The organism is Frankia sp. AgPm24 (assembly GCF_023243055.1).
In the GTDB taxonomy this organism is placed as follows: Bacteria; Actinomycetota; Actinomycetes; order Frankiales; family Frankiaceae; genus Frankia; species Frankia umida.
Genome location: NZ_JALKFW010000169.1, coordinates 1 through 1,771, shown reverse-complemented (window position 1 = coordinate 1,771; position 1,771 = coordinate 1). Strand labels below are relative to the sequence as shown.

The 1,771-nt window shown below is 74.4% G+C and carries 1 protein-coding gene and 1 pseudogene; one reads left to right on the top strand and one right to left on the bottom strand.

Features of this window, described 5'->3' with window-relative positions; genetic code table 11:
- Positions 1-105 precede the first annotated feature (105 nt).
- On the top strand, positions 106-1,158 hold the full coding sequence (locus MXD61_RS10695) for an ROK family glucokinase (protein WP_248812681.1): 1,053 nt from the start codon (positions 106-108) through the stop codon (positions 1,156-1,158).
- Positions 1,159-1,228: 70 nt separating this feature from the next.
- Here the strand turns inward: MXD61_RS10695 and MXD61_RS10690 are convergent.
- Positions 1,229-1,771 (bottom strand): annotated as a pseudogene (locus MXD61_RS10690) (TIGR00300 family protein); the annotation flags it as partial.

Genomic DNA, 1,771 nt, shown 5'->3' with positions numbered 1-1,771 from the left:
CGCCGAGCGGGCCGCCGACGACGCGATCGGGGCGGCGACGGCCGCGGCGGCCCCTGCCCGGGCCGCCGCATCGCCCAGACCCCGCGTCCAAAGGATCGAGATCACATGAGCATCACAGATCCGCTGCCTGCCAGCCCCCTGTCTGCCAGCCCCCTGCCCGTCAGCCCTCTCCCACCGGTCCCCAACGCGGCCGATGGTGAGCCGGACCGCCGCACCGCCGGTCTCACCATCGGCGTCGACGTCGGTGGCACCAAGGTGGCGGCAGGTGTCGTCGACGGCGCCGGCACTGTGCTGGCCGCTCTGCGCCGACCGACCCCGGGGCATTCGAGCATCGAGGTCGCGAACACGATCGCGGATGTCGTGGCGGAGCTGGCCGCCGCCTACGACGTGTGGGCGGTCGGTATCGGCGCCGCCGGCTGGATCGACGCCGATCGCTCCCGGGTGATCTTCGCACCGAACCTGGCCTGGCGGAACGAACCGCTGCGCGACGAGGTCCATGACCGGGTCGGCCTACCCGTGGTCGTCGAGAACGACGCCAACGCGACGGCCTGGGCCGAGTACCGCTTCGGCGCCGGTCGCGGCCGCCGTGACCTGGTCTGCCTCACCGTCGGCACCGGCATCGGCAGCGGCATCGTCGTCGGCGGCGAACTGTTCCGCGGCGCGTTCGGTATCGGCGCGGAGACCGGTCACATGCGGATGGTTCCCGGCGGGCATCTGTGCGGCTGCGGCAACCACGGCTGCTGGGAGCAGTACGCCAGCGGACGCGCGCTGGTCCGCCTCGCCCGGCAGCTGGCCGCCGACGACCCGGCCGCGGCCGCCGTGATGCTGGCCGCCAGCGGCGGCGACATCGACGCACTGACCGGCCCGGACGTCACCGAGGCCGCCCGCAAGGGTGACCCGGCCGCGCTGCGCTGCCTGACCGAGGTCGGGCACTGGCTCGGCGAGGGGATGGCGAGCCTGGCCGCCGTGCTCGACCCCGACCGGTATGTGATCGGCGGAGGCGTCTCCGACGCCGGTGAACTGCTGCTAGGCCCGGCCCGCGACCGTTTCGCCGAGACCATGCCCGGCCATGGCCACCGTCCGATGGCCGAAGTGGTCATCGCCGAGCTCGGCAACCAGGCCGGTCTGGTCGGCGCCGCCGACCTCGCCCGCATCTGAGCGGCCCCACCCACCTGCGGATCAGAGCCACATCCGGATCAGAGCGGAGCAGGCCGGCACCGAGGCCAGGTCAGGCGAACGTCCCGCCCGGTCCCAGCCGGGCGGGACGGTAGTCGGCCACCAGTTCGAGGGCGAGCTGCTCGAGGAACAGCCCCGCGTCGGCGACCACACCGACGGCGTGCGCGCTGGTCCGCTCGGTCAGGGCGTGCACGGTCGCCGGGTTGACGTCCACACACGCCACCGGGATCGACGCGGGCAGGATGTTGCCCGTGGCCACCGAGTGCTGCGCGGAGGCGACCATCAGCGCGTAGCCGACGCCGCGCAGCGCGGCGCGCATCGCCCGCTGGCCGGCGATGACATCGGTGTGGACGTCGGGCAGCGGCCCGTCGTCGCGCACCGAGCCGACGACGACGAACGGTTTGTTCGCCTTGACCATGGCGTGCATGATCCCCCCGGTCAGCACGCCGGACTCGACCGCCGCGCGGATCGAACCCTGCCGACGGATCGCGTTGATCGCCCGAATGTGCTGTTCGCTGCCCCGCTGCACCCGGGCGCGGCGCCGCCGCCCCCCCCCCCCCCGCCCCCCCCACCCCCCCCCCCCCCGGGCCCCCGG

Coding starts and splice junctions, on each gene's coding strand:
- MXD61_RS10695 (WP_248812681.1), top strand. CDS start 106: ATGAGCATCACAGATCCGCTGCCTGCCAGCCCCCTGTCTGCCAGCCCC.